The sequence below is a fragment of the Kribbella jejuensis genome (assembly GCF_006715085.1).
Taxonomy (GTDB): domain Bacteria; phylum Actinomycetota; class Actinomycetes; order Propionibacteriales; family Kribbellaceae; genus Kribbella; species Kribbella jejuensis.
On sequence record NZ_VFMM01000002.1, the window covers coordinates 1280973 to 1305738 of the forward strand.

The window sequence follows — 24766 nt, forward strand, 5'->3', positions numbered from 1 at the left end:
ACGGATCGCAATCAGTCCTGCGCGAACGATCGCGCGACTGCCGGCAGGTCGCGCAGTCCACGGAGCGGGGAGAGGACCGCGATCAGCAGACCGCAGAGCATGCCGGCGGTGACGATCAGCAGGGTGGGGCGGATGCCGAGCGCAGTCGCGAGCGCTCCGGAGACCACGGCGCCGACAGTCTGACCGCCAATGACCAGGGTGCGCCAGGAGGCGGTCACCTGCCCTACGAGGCCCTCCGATGCGAGCGCCTGACGCAGGGTGCGCTGCGGAACGCCGAACAGCGACATGCCGAGCCCTGCGAAGACACTGCCGAGAAGGATGACCGGCACTGAGCCGGTGAACAGCGCGACGCCGTTGAGTGACGCCAGGAATGTGCCGCTCAGATAACAACGGCCGAGACCGACCCTGTTGCACCAGCCGGTGGCGACGAAGGTGCCGGCCACCGCGGCGGCTCCGGAGACCGTGAGGTTCAGTCCGACGAACGCTGCCGGCAGGTGCAGTTCGCGGATCAGGAACAGTACGACGAGCGGTCCCAGCATCGCTCCGGCCATGGCCGCAATTGCCGCGGACACGACGAGCGGCCGGAGCATCCCGTGCCCGAACAGCACGCGCAGGCCGGCGGACACTCGTACCTCGGACCGCGGCCGTGCCGGTGGACGCTCCGGCTCGCGGATGAGGTACGCGGTCACGGTTGAGACGACGTACGACGCGGCGTCGATCAGGATCGCGAAGGGTGCCGGGAGCACCTGGACCAGTACACCGGCTGCCGAAGGTCCCAATGTCCCCGCAAGGTTGAAGTTGAGCAGGGCCGCGCTGTTGGCCCGCATGAGATCTTCACGCGGCACCAGCGCCGGAATCATCGTCTGGGACGCGGTGTCGGACAGCAGGGCCATCAGACCGGTCAATACGGCGACCACGTACAACTGCTCGATCCGCAGCCACCTCAGGGCCGCTGCGGCAGGTACCGAGCCGAGAAGAACGAGCGCTCCGATGTCAGTGCAGATCAGCACGCGCCGCAGCGACCACCTGTCGACCCAGACCCCCGCGTGCAGCCCGAACACCAGATGCGGCGCGATAGCCAACGCGGACAACGCCCCCATCTCCAGCGCGGACGCGTGCAACGTCACGACAGCCACCAACGGCAAGGCAACGCGAGTGACCGCACTCCCCGTCGCGGACACCAACTGCCCGATCCAGAGCTTCCGGAACTCACCCCGCACAACCCAGGCCACAAAACGAACCTGTCATGCAGGAGAGTCACCGAACTACAGGAGTTCGCCCTGAGCAGAGGAGTTCACTCCACGCGAAACACGGGACCTCTTGCGGTGAAGGGGAGTGAAGCACCGCGCGGAATCAGCCACGCGTGCTCGCGCCGTACCCGCACCACATCGCACTGACCGTCCGTGATCAGCAGGATCGGACCGTCCGACGGGAAGTCGTCCGCCCGCTCCAGCAGATCCACCCCGGGCTGCAGGACGGTCCCACCGCGGCCGCGGACCTGCATCCGGCCGACGATGTCGTCGACCGGACATAGCCCGCGTCGTACGCCGCGGCGTCAGGTGGACGTGGACCAGCCGGTTGACCAGTGCGCTCGCCATCGGGCGGGCGAGCGCGTTGTCGGTGACGCGGTTGCCGGCACCGATCACCACGGACCCTTCGGGGCAGCTCGTACTCGCCGATGCGGCGATCCAGGATCAGCGAGTAGAAAGCCTTCTGGACCTCGGCCGAGGAGGCGTTCAGCTCGTCGAGGAACAAGCAGTACGGCTCGTCGCGGGCGATGACCACGGGCGGCGCGAACCTGCTGCGGCCGTCCACGATCTGGGCCGCGGTGTGTCACCTGGTTTTGGGGAGGTGCTTCCGTTACCGGTGGTTACTGGTTAGCCTTTCGAGCGTTTCGGAGTGCTGGGGGGTCTCGTGTTTCGTGCCAGGGCAGTTGCCGTGGGTTCTGTCGTGTTGCTGTGCCTGAGTGCGGTGCAGGCGCGTGCTGCGGATCCGGTCGAGGTCGGGGTGCTGGTTCCTGGGCATGCGGGGGCGGATGTCGGGTTGTCCGGTGCGCGGGTGGTGGTGTCGGACCCGGCCACGCACGCGGTGTACGAGACCAGCAACAACGGGACGAGTTGGACGGCGTCAGGCGGTACCAGCAGCGGTAAGGCGTTGCAGGTGGAGGGGGCGGCGCTGCTGACGTTCGACGGGAGTACTGCCAAGGTCGGTGGGCTCACATTCCCGGCTACGGACGACGTGGTGCTCGGCAAGGGCGGGCTGCTCGTTGCCCACCGTGCGCCGAGTTCTACAACGGCCGAGGTGTACGACGTTGCCACCAAGACCAAGCTCGCCGACGTCGCGCCGCCGTTCGCGCTGTCGGGCAAGACGCTGTGGAAGGTCACCGAGCCGGGGCATCTTGACGGCAAGGACCTCAGCACCGGTGTCGTGAAGACCGTCCTCGTCGCCGGTGCATGCAGCGTCGGTGCAGGAGCTGTCAACGGGCGCTGGGCGGTGCTGAGCGGCTGTAACCAGGTCGTCGACGTGAACGGTCCGCAGCCGCCGCGGAACCTGACTGTGTCCGCGGACGCCCAGCTGGGCAATGGGTTCGTCGTACAGGCGTCCGGCTCGAACCTCGTGGTCACCGACCTGAACGACCCTGCGCTCGGCCGGCACACGTACGGGCCGGTGCGTGACACCAGCTTCCGGGCAGATGGCTCTGGGCTTGCCAAGCTCGTCTACGCCGACCCCGCGAACGCGGTACGAGTCGCCACGCTCAGCTGGCTCACCCCGGATCCGCAGCCTCACCCGGACACAGTGGCGCCCGTACTGACCACCGCGTCTGCTGGCGAACGCGTACGCGACAACACCGGTCTGTCGTTCGAGTGGACGTACGTCGACCCGCAGGACCCGAACTCACCGGCCAGCGGTGTGAAGAGCTACGACCTGCGCTACCAGCAGCGGGTCAACCGCAGCTCGCCGTACGGTTCCTGGATTCAACCGGACGCGTGGCAGGGCCTCACGACGACCGGTGCGAGTCTCACGGCTCCCATCGGTACCGACACGTGCTGGCAGGTTCGCGCCCGCGACTACGCCGGCAACCTGAGCGCCTGGAGTACGTCGTACTGCAGTGAGGTCGACGGTACGGCGCCGTCGCTGGTCACGTGGCGCATCGGCGACCGTGTCCAGCTGAGCGGGACCGCGACGGTGCGGTGGGCGTACAAGGACGACACCGAGGTCGCGTCGTACGACGTGGTCTACAAGACGGCCGCACCGGGTGTCGCGTTCGGGAAATGGATCTACCCGGCCGCTTGGCAGAACACGCGGATCACGTCGATCACCTGGTCGCCGAGGCTCGGCTGGGACGAGTGCTTCATGGTCCGGGCCCGCGACTACCTCGGCAACCTGTCCGCGTGGACGGCGCCGATCTGCTCGGTAGCTCCCGAGGACGACCGCGCTCTGACGTCCGCCGGCACGGTCACCCGCAGCACGAGCTCACTGGCCTTCCAGGGCACCACCACGATCCTCAAGGCCAACGGTGCCTACCTGACCAAGGCCACTGAGGCAGGACTGCGCATCGCGCTCGTGGCCATCAAGGGTCCCGGCCAGGGACGCGTGGACATCTACCACGCGAACATCAAGATCGGCACAGTCTCGCTGGCAGCGACGACCACCAGCCGTGTCGTCACCTACCTCCCCACCACGGTGTTCCGCACCGGAGCGGTCAAGATCGTCTCCACCTCGACAGCCCCGGCAACCATCGACGGCATCGCCTTTCTCCGCGCGCCCTGAGCCCGGCAGAGAATTTCGGTACCTGTCGGTCCCGATCGCGGTTTGGTTACGGCGGACGGGGGGAAGACAGACGGAGTACTGAAAAGACTCGGGGACTGGACTGGGAGGGAACCCTTGTCACTGCAGTATCCGTCGGCCGGAAACGGCGACGACCAGCAGTTCGTGATGCCCGCGGGTGGGCCGTGCTTTCCGACCGAGGAGCGGCCGCGGCGAGCCGGATAGCGAACCGCGATGGACGCCTATGCCCTACAACGCAGCTGGGATCGGGTGACGAAGCACGGGGAACAGGTACCGCTGTACTTCTACTCCCACATCTTCGTGTCCCATCCCGAAGTGCGGGCGATGTTCCCGCTCTCGATGTCGAACCAGCGTGACAAGTTCGTCAGCGCACTCGGCCGGATCGTCAGCCACGCCGACCAGATCGACAAGGACGCGGCCTTCGTCCAGCACCTCGGCCGTGATCACCGCAAGTACGCCGTCGTCGCCGAGCACTACAACGCCGTCGGCGCCTCGCTCTGCGCGACCCTGAAGCACTTCCTCGGGCCCGAGTGGGACGAGCAGCTCGCCGCCGAATGGACCGCGGCGTACCAGGTGATCGCACGGATGATGGTCGAGGCCGCGGAGAACTCCCAGGAGTCCACCCCGGACTGGTGGGACGCCGACGTGCTCTCGGTCGAGCGGCGGACGATGGACCTGACGCTGCTGACGGTCAGGCCCCGGCGCGCGTTCCAGTTCCAGCCCGGCCAGTCGGTCTCCATGGAGATCCCGCAACGGCCACGGCTGTGGCGGTACTTCAGCCCGGCCAACGCCCCGCGCGCGGATGGCTCGATCGATCTGCACGTCCAGCAGATCGACGGTGGCCAGGTGAGCCCGAGCGTGGTGCGGAAACTCCAGCCCGGCGACGAGGTCAAGCTCGGTGCTCCGGTCGGTGAACGGCTGACCCGTCGGCACAACGATCCACGGGACCTGCTGATGGTCGCGGGCGGTACCGGCCTCGCCCCACTGCTCGCCGTACTCGAGCAGATCGACCACGAGTGGGCACGGTCGCACACGGCTCCACACGTGCACCTGCTGCACGGCGTACGGATGCCGTGGCATCTCTACGAGCGCCCCCGGTTGCGGGAGCTGGCGCAGACCAGGCCCTGGTTCGACTACACCGAGGTCGTCTCGGCTGACGGGTCGTACCCCGGGACGCGCGGCAAGGTCGGAACGGTCGCGGCCAGACAGGACCTGTCCGGACGGACGGCGATGGTGTGCGGCGGGCCGCAGATGGTCGCGCACACCCTGGAGCGCCTAGCCGCCGCGGGCCTGCCCACCGAGCACATCAAGTACGAGAACTTCTACTACGCGGCCGCGGACGACCACACGGCCAACCCAGCCTTTACGCGGCCACTTACTGCGCCGTTTACCAGGTCAGGAGACCTCAAGTGACCCATACCAGCCGCCGCCACGGCTCCCGGCAGCACCAGACACCCGACCAGATCCGCAGCGAGGTGTTCCGGCGCCGGATGCGCGGCCTCGATCCGAACAAGGTGTTCTCCTACCTCGATGTACTCGCCGACCAGGTGCAGGACACGGCCGAGGACCTCAGCACGAGCCGCGCCGAGAACGAGCGCCTCCAGGACGAGCTGCGGCGGACGCGATCCGAGCTGCAGCGGGTGCAGGCCGAACTGGACGAGTACGAGCAGGCCGGCGACCGGGTGAACGACCAGATCGTCCAGCTGTTCAGTGAGGCCCAGTTGGTGGCCGAGGAGATGGTCCAGGACGTCAGCCGGGACGCCCGGGAGCGGATCGGCCAGGCACGGGCGCACGAGCGCCGGATCGTCGAGGAGGCGATGGACACCGCGGGCCAGCAGGTCCGTTCGTACGCGCAGTCCGCGCAGCTGCGGATGCAGTCGATCGTGGACTCGTTCGGCACCGAGATCGAGCGGCTCGGGAACGAGGCCTCGCCCGGTGACCCCGGCTCGGCCGCCCGGCACCAGAAGGACGCGTGGTTCGACGACATGAGCGACTGGCAGCTCCGGCTGCGGAACGAGCGGGGTCCGGAGTCTCCGGGCCTGGCGTGAGTGGGTCATGGTCTACAGCGAAGGGCGTTGCCCTGCCCATACGAACCTCACACCAGCTCCCAAGGCCCGGCGCGCGCCGGCCGTACCGTTCGCGGTCCTCGGACTGACCTTGCCCGGTGCCGCGGTCGGGCTGCTCGGCTTCGGCCGGGACGTGCCCGGCGGGGTCCCGGCCGCCGTACCGATCGCGCTCGGCCTGGTAATGCTCGTCGTGGCCGCTGGAATCTGCGCGCACCGTCTGGTCGCGGTGCGTGCCGGTGAACAGCTGTTCCACCTCAGCGGTCGCCGTGGTTCGCCACGGCCGAGTCGGCGTACGGCGGTACGGCGTCCGCCGCGGGTGGCGGCGCCCCGACGTCTGGTCGACCCACCGGTGCCTCCACGCGTGGACACGGGGACGGTCCGGGCTGCGGCGAAGGAGTTCCTGGAGCTCTTCCACGGTGAGAACCCGGAGGCCGGGCCGCTCGGGCCACGGCTCGCCGCGGTGATGCGAGAGATCGACGCGACCGGGACGTACTGGCACACCCCTGAGGAGCTCGCGTTCGGTGCGCGGGTCGCCTGGCGGAACAACAAGCGCTGCATCGGCAGGCTGTACTGGCGCAGTCTGCAGGTGCGCGATCTCCGTGGAGTGTCCGGCGCCGGGGAGGTGGCCGCGCATTGCTTCGAGCATCTGTCCGCGGCGTACAACGGCGGGAAGATCCGGCCGATCATCACGGTGTTCGCGCCGGACACACCGTCGCGTCCCGGGCCGCGGATCTGGAACGAGCAGTTGATCCGGTACGCCGGGTACGAGCAGCCGGGCGGGCGTCCGCTCGGGGATCCGCGGTACTGCGGGTTCACCAGCAACCTGATCCAGCGGGGCTGGCGGCCGCCGGAGCAGCGTGGCGCGTTCGACGTACTGCCCCTGGTCGTGGAGACCGTCGAGGACGGCCCGCAGCTGTTCCAGTTGCCGAGCCATGTGGTGCACGAGGTCGAGCTGCAACACCCGGAGCTGCCGTGGTTCGCGGACCTCGACCTGCGGTGGCACGCGGTACCGGTGATCAGCAACAACCGGCTGGTGATCGGCGGGGTCTCGTATCCGGCGGCACCGTTCAACGGGTGGTACATGGGCACCGAGATCGGCGCCCGCAACCTGGCCGACACCGACCGGTACGACCTGGTACCCGAGGTCGCGCAGCGGATGGGTCTCGACACCTCACACGAGACCACCCTCTGGCGCGACCAGGCCCTGGTCGAGATCAACCGAGCGGTCCTGCACTCGTTCAACCTGAACGGCGTCACCGTCACCGACCACCACACCGAGTCCCGGAGATTCCTCCTCCACGTCGAAAAGGAAGAACGCGCCGGCCGAACCTGCCCCGCCGACTGGAGCTGGATCGTCCCACCCCTCTCCTCCTCCCAAACCCCCGTCTTCCACCGCTACTACAACACCGAAACCAAAACCCCCACCTTCACCACAGACCCCGAAGCCACCACCAGAGCCCTCCAAGCCCACCCCCCAGCCTTCCCCTAACCACCCCATCCTCCGTCTGCCGGCCACGGGTGCACTGGCCTCCGGCTGCCCAGCCACTCCGACGGTCGGGACGTTTGCTGGGGCCGGGGCCGGGGCCGGGGGCGTGTGGGCGTGGGGGTGGAGTTGCCGCCGGCAGCTGGCCCTGACCCCAAGCGGCGGAGCTGGCTGCCAGACGCGACCCAGGAGGTGAGCGCAGCGAAGGTGGCTGCGGGGTGCCGGGCGTGGGCTCAGCGGGTGAGTTGACCGGCGGACCTGAGCCAGGAACCGAGCGCAGCGAAGGTGGCTGCGGGGTGCCGGGCGTGAGTTCAGCGGGTGAGCTGGCCGGCGAACCTGAGCCAGGAACCGAGCGCAGCGAAGGTGGCTGCGGGGTGCCGGGCGTGAGTTCAGCGGGTGAGTTGACCGGCGAACGTGAGCCGGGAGCCGAGCGGAGCGAAGGCGTGGGGGGTGCGGGTGGCGGAGCCCCCGCCCGCGCCGAGCGAAGCGACGGCGCAGGAAAGAGGAGGGCGAGGCCGGCCTGCGCTGTTCGCAGGCAAGCCTCGCCACTCGCCCGAGCGGGTGACGAGAATCGAACTCGCGTAGCTAGTTTGGAAGACTAGGGCTCTACCATTGAGCTACACCCGCGGGTTGCTCGGACATGATTCCACATCAGGGGTGGTGGACTCAAAACGGTATTGGTGGGGCCCCGGTGGCGCGAGCACTGGTTCGGGTCGACTAGACTCGTGCGGTCACTGCGGGGCGTAGCGTAGTGGCTAGCGCGCCTGCTTTGGGAGCAGGAGACCGCAGGTTCGAGTCCTGTCGCCCCGACAAACCCGTGCAGTACCGGCTGTGGCGTCGGCTGTCCGGCGTCGCACCATGTCACCGAATCAAGGAGAACCGCCACCGTGAAGAGCACCGTCGAGTCCTTGAGCCCGACCAAGGTCAAGCTCATCGTCGAGGTGCCGTTCGAGGAGCTCAAGCCGAGCCTCGACGCGGCGTACAAGAGCATCGGCCAGCAGATCGTGGTGCCGGGCTTCCGCAAGGGCAAGATCCCGCCGCAGGTGATCGACCAGCGCGTCGGTCGCGGCCCGGTGCTCGAGGAGGCGATCAACGACGCGCTCCCGAAGCTGTACTCGCAGGCGGTCAGTGACAACCAGGTGAAGGCCATCGGCCGCCCCGAGGTCGACGTGACCGAGTTCAACGACAAGGAGAGCCTGCAGTTCTCCGCCGAGGTCGAGGTCCGTCCGGAGATCACGCTGCCGGACCTGGAGGGCCTGGAGGCCTCGGTCGAGGACATCGCGATCTCCGACGACGAGGTCGACGAGCAGATCGAGTCGCTGCGCCAGCGGTTCGGCTCGCTGAACCCGGTCGAGCGCCCCACCGCGGACAAGGACTTCATCACGATCGACCTGTCCGCCAGCAAGGACGGCGAGAAGGTCGAGGAGGCGCAGGCCACCGGCCTGTCGTACCAGGTCGGCTCCGGCCAGCTGCTGGACGGCTTGGACGAGGCTGTCATCGGCCTGAGCGCCGGCGAGAAGAAGACCTTCGTCACCCAGCTCGTCGGCGGCTCGCTCAAGGGCGAGGACGTCGACGTCGAGGTGACGGTGACCGCGGTCAAGGAGCAGGAGCTCCCGGCCTTCGACGACGAGTTCGCGCAGACGGCGTCGGAGTTCGACACCGCCGAGGAGCTGAAGGCCGACGTCCGGACCCGGCTGGAGCGCGGCAAGCGGCTCGAGCAGGCCGGCGAGGCCCGCGACGCCGTGCTGGAGAAGATCCTGACCCTGGTCGACGTGCCGGTCCCGGAGGGCCTGCTGACCGACGAGCTGGCCGCCCGCAAGGAGAACCTGGAGCAGCAGCTCGGGTACTCCGGGATGACCATGGAGCAGTTCCTCGAGGGTGAGGAGCAGACCCAGGAAGAGTTCGACGAGGACCTGAAGAAGCGCTCCGAGGACGCGATCAAGGCGCAGTTCGTGCTGGACCTGGTGGCCGAGCAGCAGGAGCTGAGCGTCAACGACCAGGAGCTGACCGAGCACATCGTCCGGCACGCGCAGCGTTCCGGCGTCAGCCCGGACCAGTTCGCCCAGCACGCGGTCGAGAACAACCTGGTCCCGAGCCTGGTGTCCGAGGTCGTCCGCGGCAAGGCGCTGGCGTACCTGGTGGAGAACGCCAAGGTCACCGACGCCTCCGGCAACACGGTCGAGCTGAAGACCCTGCAGCCGGACGGCACGTACGCCGACCCGGAGGCCGCCGAGGCCGGGACCACCGACGCCGCCGGCCAGAGCGCCGACGAGCCGGAGCCCGCGAAGGCCTGAGCAAGCCCACCGGAACGGCCCGGGAACCCCACACGGGGTTCCCGGGCCGTTCTGCATCTTCCCGGTTTCGCGCACAGCAGACGAACGGTGCGCCGTGAGCGAACACCTCCGGCCCCGCCTTAGGTCTGTCGCCACGGACCAGTAATGTCGGGTTCGTGAACGAGACATTTGCAGCCAGCCCCACCGCCGCGGGCGGCAACGGATCCGGCGGACAAGACGACGACATCTACCGCGAGCTGCGGAAAAACCGGATCATCTTCCTGGGGTCCGAGGTTCGCGACGACAACTCGAACGCGATCATCGCGCAGATGCTCTTGCTGAACGCCCAGGACCCGAGCGCGGACATCTGGCTGTACATCAACTCCCCGGGCGGCTCGGTCGACTCGGGGATGGCGATCTACGACACCATGCAGTGGATCTCCAACGACGTCGCCACCGTCGGGATGGGCCTGGCCGCCTCGATGGGCCAGTTCCTGCTCTGCGCCGGCGCGAAGGGCAAGCGCTACTCGCTGCCGCACGCGCGGATCATGATGCACCAGCCGTCCGGCGGTATGGGCGGTACGGCCTCCGACATCAAGATCCAGGCCGAGCAGTCGCTGCACCTCAAGGCGCTGCTGTTCCGGCTGATCTCCGAGCACACCGGTCAGCCGCTCGAGCAGGTCGAGAACGACGCCGACCGGGACCGCTGGTTCACCGCCGACCAGGCGAAGGAGTACGGCTTCATCGACCACGTGGTCACCAGCGCCGCCCAGCTGAGCCAGGGCAGCCCGAACTCCTGATCTCCCACTCCGTCAGTTAAGGACGCACCATGAACTACTTCATCCCGCAGTGGGAGGAGCGCACGTCGTACGGCATGCGCCGGATCGACCCCTACACCAAGCTGTTCGAGGACCGGATCATCTTCCTCGGCACGCCGATCACCGACGAGATCGCGAACGCGGTGATGGCGCAGCTGCTGTGCCTGCAGTCGATGGACTCCGACCGCGACATCAGCATCTACATCAACTCCCCGGGCGGCTCGTTCACCGCGCTGACCGCGATCTACGACACCGTCCGCTACATCAAGCCGGACGTGCAGACGGTCTGTCTCGGCCAGGCGGCGTCCGCGGCGGCGGTGCTGCTCGCGGCGGGTACGCCGGGCAAGCGGCTCGCGCTGCCGAACAGCCGGATCATCATCCACCAGCCCGCCACCGAGGGCACCTACGGCCAGTCCTCCGACATCGAGATCCAGGCGAACGAGATCCTCCGCCTGCGCTCGCTGCTGGAGACGATGATCGCCGAGGCCAGCGGCAAGTCCCGCGAGGAGGTGTCCCGCGACATCGAGCGGGACAAGTTCCTGACCGCCGAGCAGGCCATCGAGTACGGCCTGATCGACGACGTCCTGCAGACCCTCAAGACCCCGGTCCCGGCCGGCGTCTGAACGAGTTCGAAACCGGTCCCGCCGGTCGGGGTTGTGTCCCCGGCCGGCTGTCAAGGGCCTGACGCGTTCGCCACCGGCGTAGTCACAACCCGGTGGCGGGCGCGGTTTTTCAGCCCGTGACGGGGTACCGTCGAAATCGGTCCGACTGCGCATAGAAGGGATCTGTCCCGGTGGCACGCATTGGTGACGGCGGCGACCTGCTCAAGTGCTCGTTCTGCGGAAAGAGTCAGAAGCAGGTCAAGAAGCTCATCGCCGGTCCCGGCGTCTACATCTGCGACGAATGCATCGATCTCTGCAACGAGATCATCGAGGAGGAGCTGAACGAGGGCTCCGAGGTCGGACTCACCGAGCTGCCGAAGCCGCGCGAGATCTACGACTTCCTCAATGCGTACGTCGTCGGTCAGGACGTGGCCAAGAAGGCGCTCGCGGTAGCGGTCTACAACCACTACAAGCGGGTCCGCGACGGCCAGGGCGCCTCCAGCGCCGGCCGGCACGCGAAGGACGAGGCCGTCGAGCTGGCCAAGTCGAACATTCTGCTGATCGGCCCGACGGGCTGCGGCAAGACGTACCTCGCGCAGACCCTGGCCCGGATGCTGAACGTCCCGTTCGCGATCGCGGACGCGACCGCGCTGACCGAGGCCGGGTACGTCGGTGAGGACGTCGAGAACATCCTGCTGAAGCTGATCCAGGCGGCCGACTACGACGTCAAGAAGGCCGAGACCGGGATCATCTACATCGACGAGGTCGACAAGATCGCCCGCAAGAGCGAGAACCCGTCGATCACCCGGGACGTGTCCGGCGAGGGCGTGCAGCAGGCGCTGCTGAAGATCCTCGAGGGGACGACCGCGAGCGTGCCGCCGCAGGGTGGCCGTAAGCACCCGCACCAGGAGTTCATCCAGATCGACACGACCAACGTGCTGTTCATCGTCGGCGGCGCGTTCGCCGGGCTGGACCACATGGTCGAGCAGCGGGTCGGCAAGAAGACGCTCGGCTTCAACACCAGCCGCGAGCCGGAGAAGCCCAAGGAACTCGGCGGGTACGCCGATGTGATGCCGGAGGACCTGCTCAAGTTCGGGCTGATCCCGGAGTTCATCGGCCGGCTCCCGGTGATCACGACGGTGTCGCCGCTGGATCGCGAGGCACTGATCAAGATCCTGTCGGAGCCGAAGAACGCGCTCGTCAAGCAGTACCGGCGGCTGTTCGAGATCGACAACGTCGAGCTGGAGTTCAGCGACGACGCGGTCGAGGCGATCGCCGACCAGGCCCTACTCCGTGGCACCGGCGCCCGCGGCCTGCGGGCGATCATGGAAGAGGTCCTCCTCAACGTGATGTACGAGGTGCCCAGCCGTGAGGATGTCGCGAAGGTCGTCGTCACCGGCAAGGTCGTCCTGGAGAACGTCAACCCGACGCTGATCCCCCGCGACCAGCTGGACCGCACCAAGCGCCGCGACAAGAGCGCCTGACACCGCTCGTCAGCAGTCACCAGAACGAGGCCGGGTCCGCCGAGAGGCGGGTTCCCGGCCTCCTTCTCGTGGTGGACGCGACGGGAGGAGCTGCCCGCCTACCTTCGGCGCATGACGCCCAGAACAATTCTCCGAAGACTGTCCGCCGCCGGCGCGGCGGTGATCCTGCTGGCGCCGATGACGCCGATGACGCTCGCCCACGCGAGTTCCGTCGTACCGAAGATCGCGTGGGGGAGTTGCGGGACCGATCCGAAGCTGAAGCCGTTCCAGTGCGCGTCGGTCGAAGTGCCGACGGACTACGACCACCCGAACGGTCCGACCACCACGATCGTGCTGACCCGGCTGCCGGCCACGGATCCCGCGCACAGGATCGGCACGCTGTTCACGAACCCCGGCGGTCCTGGCGGTCCCGGCGTGGACTTCATCCAGCAGGCCGGTCAGCAGATCTACACGCCTGAGGTACGGGCGCGGTTCGACATCCTCGGGTTCGACCCGCGCGGTGTCGGGCACTCGGATCCGGCCACTTGCTACCCGACCGCGGCCGACGAGGCGAAGGCGCTCGCAAACGTCCCGCCGTTCCCGGTCGGACCGAAGGAGGAGCGTCGTTTCATCGTCGACGCCGCGAAGCTCGCGGCCCACTGCCGGACGACCTCGCCCGACCGGCTCGCGCACTTCTCGACCGCGAACGTCGCGCGTGACATGGACCTGCTCCGGCAGGCGGTCGGCGACGCCAAGCTCTCGTACGTCGGTTATTCGTACGGGACGTACCTCGGCGCGACGTACGCGAAGCTGTTCCCGAACAAGGTCCGGGCGCTCGTACTGGACGGCACGCTCAGCCCCGAGTGGTACTCCGGCTCGAACGGCGACAAGGCGCCCGTCGGCGTCCGGCTCAAGCAGGGCGACGGCGCGTACGACACGTACGAGCAGTTCCTTGCCCAGTGCAAGAAGGCCGGAGCGAACTGTGTGCTGAACCAGCTCGGCGACCCGAAGACCGTCGTCGAGAGCACGCTCGAGCGGCTGAAGACGCAGCCCATCGACGTACCGCTGCCCGACGGCTCTACGCTCAAGGTGACGTACGCCGTCGCGGTGGCGATCACGTTCTCGAACCTGTACGACCCGGCCGGATTCCCTGCCCTGGCAGAGATGTGGGCACAGCTCGCGGGCACGAACCGGGCCAAGGCAGCCAAGAGCGCACCCCAGGCACTGGTCGAGTGGAACCGTCGCAAGGAGGACTACACCTCGGTCGGCAGCGTCCTGCAACCGTGCGTCGAGGCGAAGCAGTCCGGTCGTCCGCTGGCGTACCCGGCGTACGCCGCCGCGGCGGACAAGCGTGCGCCGCACTTCGGGGCGTACCGGGCGTGGGTCGGCATCCAGTGCGAGTTCCTCGGCATCCGCGACCGCGACGCGTTCCTCGGACCGTGGCCGAACAAGGTGAAGGAACCGGTTCTCGTCTTCGGTACCCGGCACGACCCGGCCACCCCGTACGAGGCGACCAGGCCGTACGCCGACCTGTACCCGGACGCCCGCATGGTCACGGTCGAGGGCTGGGGTCACACGACGATCGGCAAGAGCACCTGCGCCGACGCGATGATCACCAGCTACCTGACCGACCTGAAGGCTCCGGAAGACGGTGCGACCTGCAGCCAGGACCGCAAGCCGTTCGACCCCACACCCGGGGCGCGCGTGGGCGACGTCCTGCGGGCCTGGTCAGGCGGTCGCTAGCCCTTGAGAGCGGCAGCGATCGTGTCGGCGATCGGCGTGGTCGGACGGCCGATCAGCGTGCTGAGGTCGTTGCCGTGCCGCGCCAGCCGGCCGCGCTCGATCGCGTCGTCGACGCCGACGAACAGCTGCGCGACCGGCTCCGGGAACCCCGCGCCGATCAGCACCTGGGCGTGGTCCGCGGGCGAAAGGTTGTGGTAGGCAACGTCCTTCCCGGACTGCTTCGCCAGCTCGGCGGCGTAGTCCGTCAGCGTCCAGTCGGTGTCGCCGTTCAGCTCGTACGCCTTGTTCTCGTGCCCGTCCCCGAACAGTACGACGGCTGCCGCCGCGGCGTAGTCGCGGCGCGGCGCGGACGCGATCCGTCCGTCGCCGGCGCTGCCGACCACGCCGTTGGCCAGCTGGACCGGGATCTGGTCGGTGTAGACCTCGCTGTACCAACCGTTGCGCAGGAACGTGTACGGCAGGCCGGAGTCGAGGATCGCCTGCTCGGTGGCGAGGTGGTCCGCGGCCAGGTCGAAATCGGCCGCCGGTCCGCCGAGCACGCTGGTGTACACGAGCCGGGCCACTCCGGCCTCGCGAGCGGCGGCGATCACCGCGCGGTGCTGCTCGCGGCGGTTCGGCTCCAGCCCCGAGATCAGCAGGACCGTGTCGCCCGCTCCGAAGACCTTCGCCAGTGCGCCCTCGTCGTTGTAGTCGGCGATCCGCACCTCGACGCCGCGATCGGCGAGCGGCGCAGCCTTCTCGGCGTTCCGTGCGACCGCGACGACCTGGTCCGCGGGGACCCGCTGCAGCAGCTCGTCGATGACGAGAGTGCCCAGGTGACCGGTTGCGGCCGTGACGACGATGCTCATCAAGTACTCCTTCAAGTCGATGTCTGTCATCGACAGTAGGCAGCCGCAGCGAGTGGATCTATGTCCATGAAGCGCTGATTTATGTCCGATCGTCTTGATCGCCGCGCGTATGATGCCAGGTATGGATGTACTCGCCGATGTCGTCGACGCGATGCGGACCGGTCCCGCCAACTCCGGGCGTACCGACGTCCGCGGTCCGTGGGGCCTCCGGTTCGCGCACTCGTTCGGCGCGACCTTCCACCTGGTCCTGCAGGGTACGGCGTGGTTGCTGCCGCCGGACGGCGACCCGATCCAGCTCGGCCCGGGCGACGCGGTGCTGCTGCCGCGCGGTACCGACCACGCGCTCGCCGACCACCCGGACTCGCCGCTCGTCGACTTCGACCCGGCGGTTGAGGAACCCGTGCAGGGCCAGGGCGCGCGGGCGTTGCTGTTGTGCGGCACGTACCGGCTCGACCGCGAGCGTCCGCACCCGGTGCTGACCAGGCTCCCGGACGTGGTCGTCGTACCCGCGAATCCCGGCCGGCACCGTTCGTTGCATACGGCAATCAGCATCCTGGGCGAGGAGCTCGATGCGCAGCGGCCCGGCGCGGCGGCCGTCGTACCGGCGTTGGTGGATGCGTTGCTGGTGCTGATCCTGCGGGCGTGGATGGAGGACAACGACTGCCCTACCGATCGTGGTTGGTCGCGGGCGTTGACCGATCCGTCCGTCGTCCAGGCGCTCGAGCTGATCCACGAGAAGCCCGGTGCCGCGTGGACGGTCGCCGAGCTGGCGTCCGGCGTCGGGTTGTCCAGGGCCGCGTTCGCCCGCCGGTTCACCGAGGCGGTCGGGGAGCCGCCGTTGACGTACCTGTCCCGCTGGCGGATGACGACCGCGGCGCGGTTGCTCCGCGACCACGACCGCCCGCTCGCGACGGTCGCCAAGGAGATCGGCTACACGTCGGAGTTCGCGTTCGCGAAGGCGTTCAAGCGTGACTTCGGCGTACCACCGGGGACCTACCGCAAGCAGCTCACTCCGGTCTGAGGGTTGCGACCAGCTCGCCACGGCTGCGGACGCCGACCTTCGCGAACGCGGATTTCAGGTGGTCCTGGATGGTGTGCGGCGAGATCGACAACCGGTCCGCGATCGCGGTCGTGCTGTGCCCGGCGATGACCTCCAAGCAGATCTCGCGTTCGCGCGTGGTGAGTCCGTAGGCAGCGAGCAGCATTCCCAGCAGGTGCTTGCCTGATGCCGGCTCGATCGTCACGACGACGTCGTTGTCCAGGTCGCCGATCAACCGGCTGCCCTGCATGAGGATCCAGCCACCCGACGGCGTCTGCAGCCGGGCCTGGAAGGTCCCGGACGAAGCGGCCCGGGTCCCGGTGACGACCGCCTTGAGCAGTACGTCGAACCGCTGCCCGAGCTCGTCCTGCCAGGTCCGCGCGGCCGCGGTGATCGCCCGCAGCGTGCCGGTCGGACCGGTGACGACGATCGACGGACCGGCCCCGCCGCGGTACCCGTGCGCGTCGGTGCGGACCGCGACCCGGGTGGCCGCGCCGATCACGGGTGCCACCGACCCCAGGAACTCGAGCTCGCGATCGCTGAAGTCCGGCCCGCTGCGGACGAATCCGGCCGCGCCCCAGCAGTCGCCGTCGACTACGAACGTCGTCCGCACCTCGTGCTCGATCCCGAGCGGCCGCCACACCTCGTGCAGCCGGCGGTGCCCGGCCACCTCGCGGTAGGGCAGGTCCGACAACCGGGCGACTTGGTGCGAGGTCCGGGCCAGCTCGGCGAACGAGTTCGGCACGGTTCCGGCGTACTCCGTCTCCGCCAGCCGTGGCTCGTACTCCGCGGGGATGCGGGCCGCACCGCTGGTCATCGAGCTGATCACCAGCGTGCCGGGATCGATACCGGCCCAGCAGGTCAGCTCGCTGCCGACCACCTGCTCGACCACCTCGATCGCGGCCGCGTGCAGTTCGGCGACGCCCATCCCCGAGGTCGCCAGTGCCGCGATGTCCCGGCGCGCGGCCCGCGCCCGGCCCTCCCACATAGGCTCAGTATGCGCCGCCGGGTCGTTGCCGCCTATCCCGGAAATGTGGGGATTCCGGCCGCGCCACAAGCCTCGTGTGCCGGGATGGTTGCTCGCCCCCCCGCCCTCCTACCGTCCCGGCTATGACCGAATCAGTGCATCTGAGCAGCGCGGGCACCGGCGTCGAGTACGCCGCCCCGGACGCGACCGTGACCGTGAAGATCGGCGCCGAACACACCGGTGGGCAGTACGAGGTGTTCGAGATCGACGCGCCGCGCGCCGACGCGGCACCCCCGCACCGGGAGTCGTGGAGCAAGGCGTTCTACGTCCTGCAGGGCCGGATCCTCGTGCAGGCGGAGGATCAGGGTTACGACCTCGGCCCCGGCGCCGCGATCAGCATCCCGGCCGGAACGCTGAACACCTTCTCGGTGCTCACCCCGTCGGCCAAGTTCCTGACCATCAGCCAGACCGGGCGGATGGGCGCGTTCTTCGCCGACCTCGCCGAGGCCGACCCCACCGACTACGTGGCGCTGGGGGAAGTGTCCGCGCGCCACGGTGTGACCCTGCCATGAGTACGGCGGCGCAGGTCCTGGCGGTCGTCATCGCGGTGATGCTGGCGGGTGTCTGGTTGATGGAGTCGTTCTTCTACCGGCATCCGCGGCTGTATCCACTGTTTCTGCTCGAACGCCGTGACTTCGACGCGGTGAAGCTGTGGATCGTCAACCTCGGCTTCTACAACTTCACCACCGCAGTCGCGCTGGCCCTCGGTGTGGTGCTCGCGCAGTCGGGGCACGTCCCGCAGGGCGAGGCGCTGGTCGCGTTCACTGCCGGACAGCACGTGTTCCTCGCGCTCGTGCTGCTCGCGACGGAGCGACGGCTCTGGCTCAACACACTCATGGAAGGTGTGCCGACTGCTCTCTTGCTGTTCCTTGTCCTGCTGTAGGAAATTTACCGATTCTGCGCAATCATGGGCACGAATGCACCGCACACACTCAAGGTCCCCTAACGGTCACTCGCAGTTCGGCCGATCAGGGGGCCTACCGCCCTGAGTACCCGTGAAGGTGAGGCCCATGAGCCCAATCAGTCGCAGGACCCTTGTCTTCGGCGGACTCGCCGCGGCCGGGGCCGGCGCCCTCCCCGCCACCCGGCCAGCCATCCGCCCAGCCACCGCCCAGACCTCGGTGATCACCGCCACCGCCGCCGTCCCGTACCCGTTCCAGCTCGGCATCGCCTCGGGCGAGCCGGATGCGAACAGCGTCGTACTGTGGACGCGCCTGGCCCCCAGCCCGCTCAACGCCGACGGCCAAGGCGGAATGGCCAACGCCGACGTGCCGGTCGACTGGCAGGTGTCGACCACCGACACCTTCAGCACGCTGGTCGCCTCGGGCACGGTCACAGCGTCGTACGCCGCTGCCCACTCGGTGCATGTCATCGCGGGCGGGCTGAACCCGGACTCCGACTACTACTACCGCTTCCGTGCCCAGGGCTTCATCTCACCCGTCGGCCGGACCCGCACCGCGCCCGCGATCGGTACCAACGGCCGCAACCTGCTGATGGCGTTCACCTCCTGCTCGCACTACGAGGAGGGCTACTTCACGGTGTACCGGCGGATGGCCGAGGACAACCCGGGCCTGATCCTGCACGTCGGCGACTACATCTACGAGTACGGCGCCACCAGCGGCCGGCCGCGTCTGTACGCCGGTACCACGGAGATCGTCACGCTCGCGGACTACCGGCGGCGCTACGCGCAGCACAAGACCGACCCGGACCTGCAGGCGGCACATGCCGCGGCGCCGTGGATCGTCGTACCGGACGACCACGAGGTGGAGAACAACTACGCCAACATGGTCAGGGCGGACAGCACGCCTAGTCTCACCACGGCACAGTGGACGGCTCGCCGTACCGCGGCGTACCAGGCGTACTACGAGAACATGCCGTTGCGGCCGGCGCAGGCGAACAACGGGAACAGCATCCCGCTCTACCGCCGGTTGCGGTGGGGGAGCCTGGCGGTCTTCCACATGCTCGACACCCGGCAGTACCGCGACGACCAGGCCTGTGGCGACGGCTGGAAGGTCTGCTCGGACGCCGATCTGGCTTCTCGCAGCCTGCCTGGCAACGCGCAGGAGACCTGGCTGCTCGACGGTTTCAACCAGCACCTGGCGACCTGGGACATCATCGGCCAGCAGGTGTTCTTCGCCCGGCGGTTCAACTCGACCGGCGCGAGCATGGACTCCTGGGACGGGTACCGCGCCTCCCGCGCGCGGATCCAGCAGGGCTGGGTCGACCGCGGGACCCGCAATCCGGTCGTACTCACCGGTGACGTGCACCGCGCGTGGGCCAGTGATCTGAAGGCCGACTACAACAACGCGAGCTCGGCGACCATCGGCAGCGAACTGGTCAGCAGTTCGGTGACGTCGGGTGGTGACGGCGACGGGGCCACGACGATTCCCGACGTCGGTACGAACCCGTGGCTGAAGTTCTACAACAACCGTCGTGGCTATGTCCGGACCACGATCAGCCCGACCCAGCTGCAGGCGGACTTCCGTGCGGTCGCGAAGGTGACCGAGCACGGCGCGGCGGCCACGACCGTGAAGTCGTTCGTGATCGAAGACGGCCGTCCCGGCCTGCAGGCGGTGTGACGACCGATGAAGAAGACTCTTGCAACCGCGGCCTTCGCAGTGGCCTCGCTTGTTGCCGCCACCGGCACTGCGTCTGCGCACCTCGCCACACCGACCTGGACGACGGCGAACAGTGTGTCCACGGGCGACCAGGACAACGCATCCGTGGCAACCAACCGGAACGGGTACGTCGCCGTGGTCTGGGAGGACGACCGCGACACCGACAACGCGACCGACAACGTTCACAGCGAGATCTACCTGCGGCTGTTCCTCAACGGCACGGCGCTTTACGAGACCAAGCTGTCCGCCGGCGGCGACAGCGGTGTGACCACGTGGCGGCACCTGCATCCGGACGTCGGCCTTGACGACAAGGGCAACGCCGTCGTGGTCTGGCAGGACGACCCGGACGGCAACGGGTTCTACAACATCCCGTACCGCGTCGTGAACACAGCAGGCACCGTGACAGCGTCCGGCAACGCCAACAGCAGCGCCACGGGACAGCAGATCAACCCCCGCGTCGCTGTAGACCCGGATGGGGCACCTTCTGGTGGCGCAGTTGCGTTCACGGTCGTATGGGAGGACATCCAGACCGGCGCACAGGCCACCGTGAAGGCTGCCGGCTTCACCGGACCGACCACACGCGCCTGGGAGGTGACCGCTTCCCAGACGACAGGACAGCACCACAACCCGGACGTAGCCGTGTCGGCGTCGGGTGACGCCGTTGTCGTCTGGGACGAGGACGGCGACGCCAACGCGTACTACAACATCGGGCTGATCCGGCTGGCACGCACCAACGGTGCAGCAACGCTCTCACGACGTACGGCAAACTCTGAAGGCGGCGGCCAGCAGACGCACGCATCGGTGGCAGCCAACTTCAACGGCGACTTCGCCGTCGCCTGGGAGTCCGACCACACCGGTACTCCGGCGGTCTGGACCCGCTCGTTCACGTCAACCGGCACTGCGCGCTACGCCGACACCGAGGTAGCTGCGGGCGGCACCGCACCGTCCACCGGCATCGACGACCAAGCGCAGTCCGTCGTCGGCTGGACCGTTCAAGGCGCCGACCCTGATGTCTGGGTGCGCGGCTTCGGTACGGACGGCACCGACACGGGCCGCCTGTCGTCGCAGAAGCTCAGCTCGGTCACCACGGGCCGGCAAGAGCAGATGGTTGTCGCGGTCTCGCCGTACGCCGAAGTAGCCGTCGCCTACACCGACGACAACGACGGCAACACGTACGACCAGGTCATGCTCGGTACAGGAATCTCCAACAACAGTTGGTGAATCAGTGCGTCGTCGGGGACACCGTACTGAGCACGGTGTCCCCGGTGTCGACCACCTCGAGACGAACGATGTCCTTCAGCGGTATCGACGTACTGGCCGGGACCTGGGCACGGTAGTTGCCGTTGGCGGCCCACCAACCGGCTGTCTGCGTGCTGCCGTCGCGGCTGTGTACGACGAGCATGCAGTGCTCGTCCGGCTTCAGGTCCGTGAGCTGGAGCTGGATGTCGGTACCCCAGCCACGACTCACCAGCTTGGCCGTGGTGTCGATACCTCCGACCCCGTCCCTGGCTGTCCAGGTGGCAGAGGCCGGTGCGGTCACCAGACCCCAGCTGACGACACCAGTGATCGTGGCAGCCGACGCTGCCGCCAGAACCCAGCGCTTGCGCGGCCGCTTCTTCTTGGTGAGCTGCAGCGGCGCAGGCTCCGGCTGGTCGATCTCGATGTCCTCCACCGGTACCGCATGCAGCAGCCCGGGTAGGTGCGCGAACTGCAGCAGCATCTCGCGGCATGCCGAGCAGGTAGCCAGGTGCTCCTCGACCTCATGCCGTTCCGACGCCTCCAGCGCACCGAGCACGTAGGCGCCGATCGATGTCGTCTCCGGACACGTCATGAGCCGGTCACCCCTCGTTCCTCCAGCGCCGCGCGCAGAGCGTGCAGCGCGTAGTAGCTGCGCGACTTCACCGTTCCCGGTGGTACACCGAGGACGGCGGCCGCCTCGTTCACGGTGCGCCGCCGGTAGAACAGCTCGACGATCACCTGCCGGTGGTCCTTGCTCAGTCCGCGCAGTACGTCGATCACCTGCCACACCTGCAGCACCCGGTCGATGTCGTCCCCGAGCGCGGCGAACTCGCGTCCCTCGATCGGTACCTCGGTCACCCGGGCGCCCTGTTTACGGCGGCCCGAGATCACCAGGTTGCGCGCGACCGTGAACAGCCAGCGGCCGGCCCGGTCCGGGTCGAGGTCGCCCGCATGCGCCCAGGCGCGGGCCATCGTCTCCTGCACGATGTTCTCGGCGTACTGGCGGTCGCCCACCGAGCGCAGTACGTACCCGAACAACGACCGCCGGTACCTGTCGTACAGCGCGCGGATCACCGTGTCGTCATCCACACCTGTCAACTACGCGGGACAGCCGCGAACGGTTCAATCTGAACCGGCCGGCCGGATCCCACGTATCTGCCCAACGAGAGGAGATCCCGATGAAAACCACAATCTTGTTGCTAGGTGCAACCATAGCGGCGGCCGGCACGCTGACCGCGTGCGGCGGCAGCAACAGCAGTTCCACCCCGGCCGCCGGCGGCGGCGCGGCCGCCGCGGTCTCGGTCAAGGATGTCAGCGGAGTCGGCAAGGCCCTTGTCGATGCCTCGGGCAAGACGCTGTACTTCACCGACCAGGAGGCCGGCGGCATGCTCAAGTGCATGTCCGGCTGCCTGGACATCTGGGTGCCCGCGACCGGGACCGCCGCCGACGCGAAGGCGGTCAGCGGCCTCGGCACGATGAAGCGCTCCGACACCGGTGCCGAGCAGCTCACCTTCCAGGGCAAGCCGCTCTACACCTTCAAACTCGACAACAACGGCCAGGCCAAGGGCAACAACGTCACCGACAACTTCTCCGGCATGAGCTTCACCTGGCACGCCGCCACCACGTCGGGCGCCGCCCCTTCGACGGCTCCGTCACAGTCCTCGGGTGGCGGCGGCTACGGCAACGGTTACTGATCCAGCAGCACCCGGACGTCCCACGGACCCAGCTCCAGCTTGCCGTTGACCGGCTGGTCCGCGAGAACGTCGTGGGCTGGATCCGGCAGGTTCACGCCGACGCTGTTCCACGACCAGTTGTGCACGAACCGGATCCGCCGGCCGTCCGCGGCGGTCGCGGAGCTGACGGTCACGCTCGCCGGCAGGTCGCTCGGCGGCGCGGGTTTGATCCACCGGAACAGCGCGGCCGCGAGCGCCGGGTTCGGCACGGTGCCGACGTACGTGATCCGGCCCGCGCTGTGCGCCCGGGTGGTGACGGCCGGCCACCTCCCGAAGTGCGGGTGGTCGTAGCCCACGAGTACGTCGGCGCCGTCGACGACCAGCCCGTCGGCCCAGCGGGTGGCCGCGGCGTCAGCGGTGAGGTCCAGGCCGACGCCGCGTACCGGGAGGTCCCGGCTGAGGTTGCTGAACTCGTCGTACCGGACGCCTGCCGCGGCGGCGAGTCCGCCGGGCTGGACGTCGGTCCGCACGCGCGCTTCTTCATCCGCATACCCGGTCCGCGGGCCGATGACGAGGTGCCCGCCGGCCTCGGCGTACGCGACCAACTGATCCAGCAAGTCCTGGTCCGCCAGATAGAGCGCTGGTACGACGAGAACCGGGTGGTCGGTCACCGAAGGAGTGAACTGGCTCGCGTGCAGGATGCGGACCTGCAGACCGGCGTCGAAAGCCCCACGGTAGAAGGGATCGAAGAACCCGTGGTACGAGCGCTCGTCCGGACCGCCGTTCGCGCGCTCGAGAGCAGGGTACTTCTGCATGAGCCACTTGCTGGGCAGCGAGTACAGCATCGTGACGTCGCTGTCCGGGGTAAGACCTGCCACCAGCGAGCCGGCGGCCTCGAACTCAGCGCCGAGTTGCGCGATCTCCCCGTACGTACGGCCCGGCAGACCGCTGTGCGGGAGGACCCCGCCCCAGTAGGTTTCCGCACCGAAGTGCAGCGTGTGCCAGTGCCAGTACTCGATCATCTGGGCACCCCGTGACACCAGGGCCCACGCCGCCTGCCGCCACTGGCCGTCGTACGCCGGACGGTTGTTCCACGGGAAGCCGATCGACTGCGCGTTGGTCTCGGTGACGAGGAACGGGCTCTGCTTCGACGAGTACATGCGATCGGCACTGAGGTACAGCGCCCACGTGCCGTTGGTCGTCCAGCCCTGCTGTGGCGCATCGGTCTGTGGGTGTTCCAGTCCGTCCTGCATCGAGTAGTACGCATTGCCGGACGTCACGTCGAGACGCCGTACCAGCTCGTCGTCCGCGACCGCGGGACGCTCGTACGCGATGCAGGTGGTAACGAACTGGTCCGGGCGGGCGTATTCGCGGACGATGTCGGCCTGCCAGCCGATGAACTCGGTCGTCTGGTCCGCCTGGAACTGGCGCCACGCCACGTCGTACTGCGGCTGGACGTTGCCGTCCGGCGTCCACAGGTCGGCCCAGTCCGAGAGCCGGTGCGACCAGTAGACCAGGCCCCAGGCATCGTTCAGCGTCTGCACATCGCCGTACTTGTGCCGCAGACTGTCGACGAAGCGTTGGAAAACGCCGTGGTTGTGCAGCAGTTCGTTGCCCGGCTCGTTGTCCACCTGGAAGCCGATCACCGCGGGGTGGCCGGCGTACCGCTCGGCGATCTTGCGGATCACCCGCTCGGCGTGGAACCTGAACCCGGGATGGGTGAAGTCGACCTCCTGCCGTGCGCCCCAGCCGATCCGTTGCCCGGTCTGCCGCTCGCCGGTGATCTCCGGGTACAGGCGCGCCAGCCACGGCGGTACGGCGTACGTCGGGGTGCCGAGGACGACCGCGATACCGCGTGCGTGCGCGCCGTCGAGGACGGGTTGCAGCCAGTCGAGGTCGAAGCGGCCGTTCTCCGGCTCCCAGGTCGACCAGACCGACTCGCCCACCCGGATCACCGAGAAATGGGCGGCCGCCATCAGGTCGAGATCTTGCTCCAGCCGGTCGTGCGGCTGGTATTCGTGATAGTACGCAGCTCCGAAGAGCACACGCTCCGGCACGCGTTTCTCCAATGATAGAAGGGGTTTG

The 24766-nt window shown here is 68.3% G+C and carries 22 protein-coding genes, 2 tRNA genes and 1 pseudogene; 17 read left to right on the forward strand and 8 right to left on the reverse strand.

Going from position 1 to position 24766, the window contains the following annotated elements; genetic code table 11:
• Positions 1-11: 11 nt before the first annotated feature.
• Positions 12-1232, reverse strand: coding sequence for an MFS transporter (locus FB475_RS26210; RefSeq protein WP_141859195.1), 1221 nt, complete (start codon positions 1230-1232; stop codon positions 12-14).
• A gap of 62 nt (positions 1233-1294) precedes the next feature.
• The gene (locus FB475_RS37815) at positions 1295-1504 is read right to left on the reverse strand and encodes a hypothetical protein (RefSeq protein ID WP_238332422.1); all 210 of its coding nucleotides are present in this window, start codon (positions 1502-1504) and stop codon (positions 1295-1297) included.
• A gap of 434 nt (positions 1505-1938) precedes the next feature.
• Here FB475_RS37815 and FB475_RS26225 point away from each other — a divergent pair, with 434 nt between their 5' ends.
• The 4 genes from FB475_RS26225 (at position 1939) to FB475_RS26240 (ending at position 7344) form a co-directional block, all read left to right on the forward strand.
• On the forward strand, positions 1939-3771 hold the full coding sequence (locus tag FB475_RS26225; RefSeq protein ID WP_141859196.1) for a phage tail protein: 1833 nt from the start codon (positions 1939-1941) through the stop codon (positions 3769-3771).
• Positions 3772-4038: 267 nt separating this feature from the next.
• Positions 4039-5202, forward strand: a complete 1164-nt coding sequence (locus tag FB475_RS26230; RefSeq protein WP_238332423.1) for a globin domain-containing protein — start codon at positions 4039-4041, stop codon at positions 5200-5202.
• Positions 5199-5837, forward strand: coding sequence for a DivIVA domain-containing protein (locus tag FB475_RS26235; protein WP_141859198.1), 639 nt, complete (start codon positions 5199-5201; stop codon positions 5835-5837). The genes FB475_RS26230 and FB475_RS26235 overlap by 4 nt, the downstream gene beginning before the upstream one ends.
• A 7-nt stretch (positions 5838-5844) precedes the next feature.
• On the forward strand, positions 5845-7344 hold the full coding sequence (locus FB475_RS26240) for a nitric oxide synthase oxygenase (RefSeq protein ID WP_238332424.1): 1500 nt from the start codon (positions 5845-5847) through the stop codon (positions 7342-7344).
• A gap of 550 nt (positions 7345-7894) precedes the next feature.
• Here the strand turns inward: FB475_RS26240 and FB475_RS26245 are convergent.
• Positions 7895-7965, reverse strand: a tRNA-Gly gene (locus tag FB475_RS26245).
• Positions 7966-8075: 110 nt separating this feature from the next.
• On the opposite strand from FB475_RS26245, the gene FB475_RS26250 reads away from it, so the two are divergent.
• The 6 genes from FB475_RS26250 to FB475_RS26275 all read left to right on the forward strand — a co-directional run bounded on the left by FB475_RS26250 (position 8076) and on the right by FB475_RS26275 (position 14237).
• Positions 8076-8148: transfer RNA gene (locus tag FB475_RS26250), tRNA-Pro, on the forward strand.
• A 77-nt stretch (positions 8149-8225) separates the two neighbouring features.
• The gene (gene tig, locus FB475_RS26255) at positions 8226-9632 is read left to right on the forward strand and encodes a trigger factor (RefSeq protein ID WP_141859199.1); all 1407 of its coding nucleotides are present in this window, start codon (positions 8226-8228) and stop codon (positions 9630-9632) included.
• 155 nt (positions 9633-9787) lie between these two features.
• Positions 9788-10411: a ClpP family protease gene (locus FB475_RS26260; protein WP_141859200.1), complete on the forward strand. Its 624-nt coding sequence runs from the start codon at positions 9788-9790 to the stop codon at positions 10409-10411.
• A 29-nt stretch (positions 10412-10440) separates the two neighbouring features.
• A complete protein-coding gene (locus tag FB475_RS26265) occupies positions 10441-11052 on the forward strand; it encodes an ATP-dependent Clp protease proteolytic subunit (protein WP_141859201.1) in 612 nt (203 codons plus the stop codon).
• 170 nt (positions 11053-11222) lie between these two features.
• The gene (gene clpX / locus FB475_RS26270; protein ID WP_141859202.1) at positions 11223-12515 is read left to right on the forward strand and encodes an ATP-dependent Clp protease ATP-binding subunit ClpX; all 1293 of its coding nucleotides are present in this window, start codon (positions 11223-11225) and stop codon (positions 12513-12515) included.
• 111 nt (positions 12516-12626) lie between these two features.
• Positions 12627-14237 (forward strand): alpha/beta hydrolase, encoded by a 1611-nt coding sequence (locus FB475_RS26275; protein ID WP_141859203.1) that lies wholly within the window; start codon positions 12627-12629, stop codon positions 14235-14237.
• On the opposite strand, the gene FB475_RS26280 is transcribed toward FB475_RS26275, so the two are convergent.
• A complete protein-coding gene (locus tag FB475_RS26280; protein ID WP_141859204.1) occupies positions 14234-15085 on the reverse strand; it encodes an SDR family oxidoreductase in 852 nt (283 codons plus the stop codon). The genes FB475_RS26275 and FB475_RS26280 overlap by 4 nt on opposite strands.
• A 121-nt stretch (positions 15086-15206) precedes the next feature.
• Between FB475_RS26280 and FB475_RS38445 the strand changes: the two are divergent.
• Positions 15207-15725 (forward strand): annotated as a pseudogene (locus tag FB475_RS38445) (cupin domain-containing protein); the annotation flags it as partial.
• Positions 15726-15731: 6 nt separating this feature from the next.
• Positions 15732-16106 carry a helix-turn-helix domain-containing protein gene (locus tag FB475_RS38450; protein WP_420359231.1) on the forward strand — a complete coding sequence of 125 codons (375 nt, stop codon included), beginning with the start codon at positions 15732-15734 and terminating at the stop codon, positions 16104-16106.
• Here FB475_RS38450 and FB475_RS26290 read toward each other — a convergent pair.
• Entirely contained in the window at positions 16093-17112 is a 1020-nt protein-coding gene (locus tag FB475_RS26290) for a helix-turn-helix transcriptional regulator (protein ID WP_141859206.1), read from the reverse strand. The genes FB475_RS38450 and FB475_RS26290 overlap by 14 nt on opposite strands.
• A gap of 122 nt (positions 17113-17234) precedes the next feature.
• Here FB475_RS26290 and FB475_RS26295 point away from each other — a divergent pair, with 122 nt between their 5' ends.
• The 4 genes from FB475_RS26295 (at position 17235) to FB475_RS26310 (ending at position 20990) form a co-directional block, all read left to right on the forward strand.
• On the forward strand, positions 17235-17663 hold the full coding sequence (locus FB475_RS26295) for a cupin domain-containing protein (RefSeq protein ID WP_141859207.1): 429 nt from the start codon (positions 17235-17237) through the stop codon (positions 17661-17663).
• The gene (locus tag FB475_RS26300) at positions 17660-18034 is read left to right on the forward strand and encodes a DUF1304 family protein (protein WP_141859208.1); all 375 of its coding nucleotides are present in this window, start codon (positions 17660-17662) and stop codon (positions 18032-18034) included. The genes FB475_RS26295 and FB475_RS26300 overlap by 4 nt, the downstream gene beginning before the upstream one ends.
• Before the next feature lie 127 nt (positions 18035-18161).
• On the forward strand, positions 18162-19730 hold the full coding sequence (locus tag FB475_RS26305; RefSeq protein WP_141859209.1) for an alkaline phosphatase D family protein: 1569 nt from the start codon (positions 18162-18164) through the stop codon (positions 19728-19730).
• 6 nt (positions 19731-19736) lie between these two features.
• Positions 19737-20990 (forward strand): hypothetical protein, encoded by a 1254-nt coding sequence (locus FB475_RS26310; RefSeq protein WP_141859210.1) that lies wholly within the window; start codon positions 19737-19739, stop codon positions 20988-20990.
• Between the two features lies 1 nt (position 20991).
• Here FB475_RS26310 and FB475_RS26315 read toward each other — a convergent pair whose 3' ends face one another.
• Both FB475_RS26315 and FB475_RS26320 read right to left on the reverse strand, forming a co-directional pair.
• Positions 20992-21600 (reverse strand): anti-sigma factor family protein, encoded by a 609-nt coding sequence (locus FB475_RS26315; RefSeq protein ID WP_141859211.1) that lies wholly within the window; start codon positions 21598-21600, stop codon positions 20992-20994.
• Positions 21597-22097, reverse strand: coding sequence for a sigma-70 family RNA polymerase sigma factor (locus tag FB475_RS26320; RefSeq protein ID WP_141859212.1), 501 nt, complete (start codon positions 22095-22097; stop codon positions 21597-21599). The genes FB475_RS26315 and FB475_RS26320 overlap by 4 nt, the downstream gene beginning before the upstream one ends.
• Positions 22098-22186: 89 nt before the next feature.
• On the opposite strand from FB475_RS26320, the gene FB475_RS26325 reads away from it, so the two are divergent.
• On the forward strand, positions 22187-22702 hold the full coding sequence (locus FB475_RS26325) for a COG4315 family predicted lipoprotein (protein ID WP_141859213.1): 516 nt from the start codon (positions 22187-22189) through the stop codon (positions 22700-22702).
• Here FB475_RS26325 and FB475_RS26330 read toward each other — a convergent pair.
• Complete coding sequence (locus FB475_RS26330) at positions 22696-24738, reverse strand: beta-galactosidase (RefSeq protein WP_141859214.1); 2043 nt, start codon at positions 24736-24738, stop codon at positions 22696-22698. The two genes, FB475_RS26325 and FB475_RS26330, sit on opposite strands and share 7 nt — an antisense overlap.
• Positions 24739-24766: the final 28 nt, after the last annotated feature.

Coding starts and splice junctions, on each gene's coding strand:
- FB475_RS26295 (WP_141859207.1), top strand. CDS start 17,235: ATGACCGAATCAGTGCATCTGAGCAGCGCGGGCACCGGCGTCGAGTAC.
- FB475_RS26315 (WP_141859211.1), bottom strand. CDS start 21,600: ATGACGTGTCCGGAGACGACATCGATCGGCGCCTACGTGCTCGGTGCG.
- FB475_RS26310 (WP_141859210.1), top strand. CDS start 19,737: ATGAAGAAGACTCTTGCAACCGCGGCCTTCGCAGTGGCCTCGCTTGTT.
- FB475_RS37815 (WP_238332422.1), bottom strand. CDS start 1,504: ATGCAGGTCCGCGGCCGCGGTGGGACCGTCCTGCAGCCCGGGGTGGAT.
- FB475_RS26265 (WP_141859201.1), top strand. CDS start 10,441: ATGAACTACTTCATCCCGCAGTGGGAGGAGCGCACGTCGTACGGCATG.
- FB475_RS26290 (WP_141859206.1), bottom strand. CDS start 17,112: ATGTGGGAGGGCCGGGCGCGGGCCGCGCGCCGGGACATCGCGGCACTG.
- FB475_RS26325 (WP_141859213.1), top strand. CDS start 22,187: ATGAAAACCACAATCTTGTTGCTAGGTGCAACCATAGCGGCGGCCGGC.
- FB475_RS26240 (WP_238332424.1), top strand. CDS start 5,845: ATGGTCTACAGCGAAGGGCGTTGCCCTGCCCATACGAACCTCACACCA.
- FB475_RS26275 (WP_141859203.1), top strand. CDS start 12,627: ATGACGCCCAGAACAATTCTCCGAAGACTGTCCGCCGCCGGCGCGGCG.
- FB475_RS26300 (WP_141859208.1), top strand. CDS start 17,660: ATGAGTACGGCGGCGCAGGTCCTGGCGGTCGTCATCGCGGTGATGCTG.
- FB475_RS38450 (WP_420359231.1), top strand. CDS start 15,732: ATGGAGGACAACGACTGCCCTACCGATCGTGGTTGGTCGCGGGCGTTG.
- FB475_RS26280 (WP_141859204.1), bottom strand. CDS start 15,085: ATGAGCATCGTCGTCACGGCCGCAACCGGTCACCTGGGCACTCTCGTC.
- FB475_RS26305 (WP_141859209.1), top strand. CDS start 18,162: ATGAGCCCAATCAGTCGCAGGACCCTTGTCTTCGGCGGACTCGCCGCG.